The organism is Occallatibacter sp. (assembly GCF_049802275.1).
Taxonomy (GTDB): domain Bacteria; phylum Acidobacteriota; class Terriglobia; order Terriglobales; family Acidobacteriaceae; genus Telmatobacter.
Genome location: NZ_JBARMD010000760.1, coordinates 1 through 7,561, shown reverse-complemented (window position 1 = coordinate 7,561; position 7,561 = coordinate 1). Strand labels below are relative to the sequence as shown.

Below are 7,561 nucleotides of genomic sequence, written 5' to 3'. Positions count from 1 at the left end.
GTTCACACCCGGTCTTCCGTTGCTTCTATTCTAATAATCACCTTTGAACGTTTGAGTTGCTTTCCCGCTTCAAATGAGGCCAAAGCGCCTTCACCTGCGCGCGAAGCGCTTCAATATCGCCGGTGTTTTCAAGCACGTAGTCGGCACGAAGCACCTTTTCGCTGTCTGGGATCTGGTGCACAAGCCGCGCCCGGGCATCTGCCTCGGCTGCCTGGCGATCGGCAACGGAAGCAGCGATCCGGCCGACATAGCGTGCGATCTTCACCTCATCAGGAGCAGTCACCAGAACGACGCGGTCGATCCGCTTGCGCAACTCTGTGAAGACTGCGCTGGCCTCACCCTCCGCGCGAGCATCGCGTTCAACTTCAAAGATGAGCGCCGAGACGACCACTGCAACAGCCGCCGGATCGCGTTCGAAAACCTGGTTCATCCGCAGTCGCTGGGCCTCAATCACTGCCGGGTGAATGATCGCGTTCAGTTCCTTCACACGGCCACCTTTGAAGGCGAGTTCAGCTAACCGCGCACGATTCAGATGTCCATCCGGCAGCATAACCTCTCGCCCAAAGACGCGGACAATTTCATTGAACGCCGCCTCGCCGGGTTCCATCAGCGCGCGGCCCAGCTCGTCTGATTCGATGACTTCGGCGCCCAGTTCCCGCAACATCTGAGCAACGGTGCTCTTGCCGCTGCCCAGGCCGCCGGTCAGTCCGACGCGCAGCATTGGCTAGAGGCCCCGCCGCATCTTGGCGGCGCGCACAGTATTCGACATCAGCATTGCGATCGTCAGCGGGCCCACACCGCCTGGAACAGGTGTGTACGCGCCGGCCAGTTGGAAGGCCTTAGGATCCACATCGCCCACAATCGTCGAGCCGCGCTTGGCGAAGGTTGCAGCGCGCTTGGCGTCTCCAGCAAAGAATCGGTCAAAATCCTCGAGCGTCGTGATGCGATTGATGCCCACATCAATAATGGTGACACCCGGCTTCACCATCTCCGGAGTGATGAATCCCGCCCGGCCGATCGCCGCCACCAGAATGTCAGCCCCCCTCGTTACCGCGCCCAGATCGCGCGTCTTCGAGTGGCAAATCGTCACCGTGGCATTCTCGTGCAGCAGCAGCATGGCAACAGGCTTGCCCACAATGTCGCTTCGTCCGACAACGACGGCATGTTGCCCGCTGATAGGCAGGTTACTGCGCTTGAGGATCTCAATAACGCCCGCCGGCGTGCACGGCGCCAGGGCTGGCCGACCGGCCTGCAGTTTTCCGGCATTCACCGGGTGAAAGCCGTCCACATCCTTCGCTGGAAGCACGGAATCGAGCAGCGCCTTGGTGTCAACTTGCTTAGGCAGCGGCAGTTGGATTAGGATCCCGTCGATATCATCACGATCGTTCAGGGCACGGATCAGGTCCAGCATCTCTTCGGTCGTCACGGTGTCAGCTGGCGTAATCAGCTCGCTGAAGAGGCCGAGTTCAGCGCAGGTCTGCACCTTGCTGCGGACGTATATCTCCGACGCCGGGACATGCCCGACCAGCACCGCCGCCAGACCAGGCCGGATTCCTTGTGCCGCAAGCGCGTGCACCTCCGCTGCCACTTCCAACTTGATCGCAGCAGCAATGGCTGCCCCATCGAGGATTCTTGCCATCGTTCTCTCCCATTCAATCGTATCTTCTCGATCTGCGGCGACGCTGGCCGCGACGCAGCGTCGGGTGAGGCGAAGAGCGGGTGCCGATTCGCGTTAAGCCATCGCCGTATCCGTGATTTTCCTCACATTGAACAGAATCAGGACCCTTGCATAGCCCAAAGAAGAGACATATAAGCTCTTGCACTTCAGTGAGTTGAGCAACCAATGCGGTGGCCGTCACACACGTTCGTGATTTGTCTCACATACAGGCATTGCGTCAGGCAGACACTCTCGGTGGTGAACATGATCTGGATCACACGAGGCCCTTTTTCAGTAGGCCTTGTGCTGGCAGCGTCAGGGAGATACAGCTGCAATGAGCGTCTTTAAAGATGCAGGGCATCTATTCCGATTCGCGGGACTCTTCGTTCTCGCTTTCATTGTTTTTCTCGTCGTCCGACATTACGTGGTCCCGCCGAGCTTCGGGCAATATGGGCATTATCGTGGCGCCTCCATCGCTGAGATTGCAGCCCGCCCGGTGAAGTTTGCCGGCCATCAAGCCTGCGAGTCGTGTCACACCGATGTGCTCGATGTGAAGAGCAAAGGAAAGCACGCGCATGTGAACTGCGAGGCGTGTCATGGACCGTTAGCGAAGCACGCAGACGATCCATCGTCGGTAACGCCCGTGAAGCTGGATACTGCGGTGCTTTGCGCGCGGTGCCACACGGCAAGTGCTGCCAAGCCAAAAGGATTTCCGCAGGTCGATCCGGCCGATCACTCCAATGGGGTTCCATGCGAAACCTGCCATCAGCCGCATAGCCCGGCCATCGATGCGTCGGCTCCAGCCAAGCCGGCAGCAGGAGGTGCAAAGTGAACCTATCGCGACGTCATTTTCTGGTACTGATGCCAGCGGCGGCGATTGCCTGGAAGTCGGTGCTGGCCGGAACGCCGGAGCAGGCCGAGAACTACAAGATGTCAGAGCACTGGTGGGGAATGCTGATCGATGTGCCCAAATGCATCGGCTGCGGCAACTGCGTTCGCGCATGCGCAGCAGAGAACGATGTGCCCGACGGCTACTTCCGCACGTGGGTTGAGCGCTATCACGTGTCCGACGAGAACATGACCAATCCTGAGGTCATCTCGCCCGATGGAGGCAAAGAGGGATTTCCGGTGGCGAAGGAAGATGAGGGCAAGTATTTCTTCGTTCCGAAGATGTGCAACCACTGCGCGGATTCGCCATGCACACAGGTGTGCCCGGTTGGCGCGACATTTGTGACTCCCGACGGGGTGGTGCTGGTTGACCAGAAATACTGCCTTGGTTGCGCCTACTGCGTGCAGGCGTGCCCATACGGGTGCCGCTACATTCATCCGGAGAAGAAGGTCGCAGACAAGTGCACGCTTTGTTACCACCGCATCACCAAGGGGCTCACGACAGCCTGCGCAGAGAACTGCCCCACCGGCGCGCGGCAACTTGTGGATCTTAAGAATCCGAAGGATCCCATTCACGAATTCCTGAAGACGCATAGTGTGCAAGTCCTAAAGCCGCAAATGGCGACGGGTGCAAAAGCCTACTACTACGGGCTAGATGGGTCGGTGCGCTAATGTGCTATCTCGCGATGTTCCTTCAGGAGCAGGGAAAGATTATGAGCGGCGTTGAAGGCTTCATGTATCCCAATGAAATCGGGTTGCAGTGGAGCGTGCTGATTGTGCTGTATCCGTTTATTACAGGGCTGGTGGCGGGCGCATTCATTCTGGCTTCGCTCGAGCGCGTGTTCCACGTTGAAGCCGTGAAGCCCACGTACCGTCTGGCGCTTCTTACCGCCCTTTCGTTTCTGATCGTGGCTCCGCTGCCGCTGCAGTTGCATCTGGGCCACCCGGAGCGGTCGCCGGAGATGTACTTCACGCCACATAGCACCTCGGCGATGGCGATGTTCGGTTACGTCTATCTCTGGTACCTGATGGCGGTGCTGGTGTTTGAGATCTGGCTCGACTACCGGCACGACATCGTGCTGTTGTCGCGCTCAAGCAAGGGACTGCTCCGAATTATCTACAAGGTGATGACGCTGGGTTCTGACAACATCAGCCCGCGGTCGCTGCACATTGACGACAAGGTCGGCTGGATTGTCACGCTCATCGGTATTCCGTCTGCATTCCTGCTGCATGGGTATGTCGGATTCATCTTCGGATCAATCAAGGCAAACCCATGGTGGTCCTCGCCGCTCATGCCCGTAGTCTTCATTTTCTCGGCAATGGTCTCGGGCATTGCCGCCGTGATGCTCATCTACATGGCTGTGACCAAGTTGCGCAAGCAGCCCATCGATATCCGTTGCGTCGATTCAATCGCGATGTACCTGTTTTACATCTTCATCATTGATTTCAGCCTGGAGATGCTGGACCTGATCCACCGTGTTTATGAGGCCGACGAATCCTTCCGTAGCCTGAACTTCATGGTGCACACCAAACTATATTTCTCGCACATCGTCATCCAGATCATCCTGGGAACACTGACGCCGCTGGTACTGCTGTTCATCACGCAGGTGGTCAAGTTGCCTGAGCAGGTTCGCAAACGCATGTATGTGACATCGGGATGTTTGGCGATGGTAGGCATCTTTGCGATGCGCTGGAACGTCGTCATCGGCGGCCAGCTTTTCTCGAAGAGCTTCCTGGGCTATACGACCTACAAGATGGCGCTGGTTACCCGCGAGGGTTCGCTGGTAGCCATCGGATTGACCATCTTGCCGCTCTTCATTCTGTGGGCCCTTGTGAAACTGTTGCCGCCATTTACCGAGCACGCGACCCAGGCCACTACTGGCGATTGATCGCTGTGAATTTTGCCGATCGGGTGAGGTATGACTGAATCTCCCGGTTCCTTCGAATTGCTCTTGAGCCGAGTGGACAAGCTGGAGAAGCGAGTCCATGCGCTGGAGCATCCCGATGAGGCAATTGCTCCGGAAGCCATGTCGATCGTCGCGTCCGCAAGCGCCGTAACGCGCGACGGCGAAACATCCTTGCAAACACAGAACATGTTTTCGCTTTTGGGCCGTGCGATGCTCGGCATCGCTGGGGCGTACGTGTTAAGGGCAGTCGCAGAAGCAGGCATGGCACCGAAGCTCATCGTTGCCGCGGTGGCAATTGCTTATGCATTTGCGTGGCTGGTGTGGGCGGCGCGCGGCGCGAAAGCTTCAGCAATTGCGCCGCTCGTGTACGCGGGAACCGCGGTGGTGATCCTCGTCCCGATGCTGTGGGAAGAGACGCAGAACTTCAATGTTTTTGCTCCCTACGTAACGGCTGCCGTGCTTGCGGCCTTCGCGGGCTTGGCCTCTGCATTGGTATGGAGTCGGAACTCCTCTCAGGTTCTCTGGCTGGTCTACGGTGCGACGACTGCAACAGCAATTGCGCTTTCGATAGCCACACATGCGGTGTTGCCTTTTGTAGTCGTGTTACTGCTGATAGTCCTGCTAAGCGAATCTGCCAGGGTAATGGGCCATGCGCGGCCGATGTGGCCTCTCGTCGCGCTCGTCGCCGACGCTTCGATATGGGGAATCATCTTCATCTACGGCGGGCCACCGAGCGCACGTGCGGAGTATCCAGAACTGAGCGTCGCAGCCTTGGTATTCCCAGCGCTTGCGCTTTTTGTAATCAATGCAGCAGGCGTGACCGTTCGCGCAATCTTTGAAAGCAAGAAGATCGGCATCTTTGAAATTGTTCAGGTGATGGTTGCCTTCGGGCTTGCAATCTGGGGCCTGCTGTCTTTTGCATTGCGATCGGCGACGCTCCTTGGCATCACCTGCATGGTTCTCTCCGTGGCAGGGTACTTCGCGAGTTTTCGCCTCCTGCGAAGTCATGGAGAGATTCGAAATCTCGCCACGTTCAGCATCTGGAGTGCGGCTCTATTCGTTGCGGGAGCGCTTTGGTCCTTGCCGCAAGCGGGTGCATCAGTGTTGCTCGCGGTCGCCGGACTCGTTACCTATGTAGTTGCGCCACAAATTGACTCGACAATGCTTGAATGGCACGGAGCCGCATTCCTTTGCACCTCCGCTGCGGCTGCAGGCTTGGCACCCTATGTGTTCCACGCGCTCGTATCTTCGCTGCCGGTCAGACCAGAACTGGCTGTGTGGGTCGCAGCGAGTGCTGCCGTCGCCGCATATGCAGCCCGCAGTGACGCGACAGAGGATGGATTGGCGCACCAGTTTTTACGCCTGGTGGTCGCGTTGCTGGCTGTAACAGCAGTTTCCGCCTTACTGGTTCATGGTGTAGTGGCGTTTGCAACGCTTGCCGTTGCTCCGGACTCGCATCACATCGCATTCCTGCGCACACTCGTGATTTCCGCCGTGTCGTTGTGCCTGGCATATGCTGGTCCGCGCATGGGACGCATCGCCGTGACGCGCATGGCATATGTCGCGCTGGCATTTATCGCAGCCAAGCTGTTGTTTGAGGACCTGCGCCACGGGCACATGGAATTTATCGCTGCGTCGATCTTCCTGTTTGCCGTGGCCCTGATTGCCGTACCACGCCTTGTGCGCCTTGGAACGAAGTCGTGCGCGGCGTCTCACGCAAAGACTCTTGTGCCCATAGGACGCTGATCGGTGGTTGCGCGTCATGGCAAATCAGGAACCTGCGCCGCTCCATCGCCTGAATGCGGCTTTTAGTGATTCAGATAAAGCGCGCCGACACGTCGTGCTTCACCGCGCAGCTTGACCTTGCTGATGTGTACGTCATAATCCGTTCCCGGCAGCAACGATTCCAGCACAAATGTTTCGGTGCCGCCGGAGCGAAGTTCGCGGTAGCGATATACGCCCAGGTCTCCGACGCTGGTCTCGGTGCCGCCTGAGGGCGCATCGAGAAAGCGCTGTGCATCGGCAACGGTCGGCGTTGCATGCGCTTCGCCGCCAAGCAAGCTCTCCGCGGCGTACGACCGAACCAGCTTGGTCCAATAGCGTCCCAGCAAATCGGTATCGGCGAAGATATCAGCCCACACAATCTCACCCCGCACGGCCACCACCACGCCGACGGCATGTTCTTCGCGAAGCTTTTCAAGAACCTGCTCACGCGACTTCATCACCGGAGCCGCAGCCTCATCTACCTTCTCGCTCACAGCCGTGTTCTGCATGGCGCGGGCATAGCTGGTGGTTCCAAGACTATTGGGATCGCCGACAGCGCGCGGTTGCTGGGCAACGGCGACTCCCGAAGCGGGTGAAACCGGCGCAGCGAGTGCAGCAGCAATGCTGCCGTGCACTGAGTCCCACACCTGCTGCTGATCTTTGTCCACCATCGCCTTGGCGCGCACCGAAGGTTGAACCATCATGCTCTGAGCAGGCGCCTTTGCTGATCCGCCGAAGGTCGCTGCGTCTTCCGTCCAGCGCCCAGGCTCGATGCAGAAGACGCCCAAGTCGATGGGGTCGTTGCCTGCGGGCACAATGCGGTCTTTGGCGATGACACGGTCCTGCTTGCCCCCTGTAACAATTTCGCCTGCCAGCAAGAGCAAAGGCTTGTCGGAGTTATTTATCAACACCAGCGTGTTGACCTGATCGCCGCGGTACTGGGCTGGTTCGGCATTCGGAATGGGCCGGAATACACCATTGTCAATTCTGCCCTGCGTGGGACGGGGGCGCACGAGACCGCGAACTCTCCCTGCTTCCGTGACTTCGACCTGCCCGCTCTTGATGCCTTCATCGAGCGTGAGAAAAGGGGACGCCGGCATCTTGCCAGATTGCACCACGGGAAAGAGAAGCAGATTGCCGCTCTCAATCGGTGTCAGGACGCGATAGGGGCCGTGCGGCTGTTCCATCGGCCCACCCGCGGCTCGCACATCTTTCAAATGCAATACAAAACCTGCAATCAGTGCGGTAGCCAAAAGCGTAGACCCGAGAAGAGTCAACTTGACCGGAATGCTCATGCGTACCCTCCGCCGGCAGCATCAGCTCCGGCTCTGGGCTGGGAACGGGG

7 protein-coding genes are annotated in these 7,561 nt (G+C 58.5%); 4 read left to right on the top strand and 3 right to left on the bottom strand.

Annotated elements, in window-relative coordinates; genetic code table 11:
• Positions 1–37 precede the first annotated feature (37 nt).
• On the bottom strand, positions 38–721 hold the full coding sequence (gene coaE, locus WA354_RS25490; RefSeq protein WP_472815842.1) for a dephospho-CoA kinase: 684 nt from the start codon (positions 719–721) through the stop codon (positions 38–40).
• A gap of 3 nt (positions 722–724) precedes the next feature.
• Entirely contained in the window at positions 725–1,639 is a 915-nt protein-coding gene (locus WA354_RS25485; protein WP_472815841.1) for a bifunctional 5,10-methylenetetrahydrofolate dehydrogenase/5,10-methenyltetrahydrofolate cyclohydrolase, read from the bottom strand.
• 352 nt (positions 1,640–1,991) lie between these two features.
• Between WA354_RS25485 and WA354_RS25480 the strand changes: the two genes are divergently transcribed.
• The 4 genes from WA354_RS25480 to WA354_RS25465 are packed head-to-tail and all read left to right on the top strand — an operon-like array spanning position 1,992 to position 6,198.
• Positions 1,992–2,489 carry a multiheme c-type cytochrome gene (locus tag WA354_RS25480; RefSeq protein ID WP_472815840.1) on the top strand — a complete coding sequence of 166 codons (498 nt, stop codon included), beginning with the start codon at positions 1,992–1,994 and terminating at the stop codon, positions 2,487–2,489.
• A complete protein-coding gene (locus tag WA354_RS25475; RefSeq protein WP_472815839.1) occupies positions 2,486–3,217 on the top strand; it encodes a 4Fe-4S dicluster domain-containing protein in 732 nt (243 codons plus the stop codon). Before WA354_RS25480 ends, WA354_RS25475 begins: the two co-directional genes overlap by 4 nt.
• A 41-nt stretch (positions 3,218–3,258) precedes the next feature.
• Positions 3,259–4,434 carry an NrfD/PsrC family molybdoenzyme membrane anchor subunit gene (nrfD, locus tag WA354_RS25470; RefSeq protein ID WP_472815838.1) on the top strand — a complete coding sequence of 392 codons (1,176 nt, stop codon included), beginning with the start codon at positions 3,259–3,261 and terminating at the stop codon, positions 4,432–4,434.
• 30 nt (positions 4,435–4,464) lie between these two features.
• Entirely contained in the window at positions 4,465–6,198 is a 1,734-nt protein-coding gene (locus WA354_RS25465; RefSeq protein WP_472815837.1) for a hypothetical protein, read from the top strand.
• A 62-nt stretch (positions 6,199–6,260) separates the two neighbouring features.
• On the opposite strand, the gene WA354_RS25460 is transcribed toward WA354_RS25465, so the two are convergent.
• Positions 6,261–7,511, bottom strand: a complete 1,251-nt coding sequence (locus WA354_RS25460) for an ARPP-1 family domain-containing protein (RefSeq protein WP_472815836.1) — start codon at positions 7,509–7,511, stop codon at positions 6,261–6,263.
• Positions 7,512–7,561 lie beyond the last annotated feature (50 nt).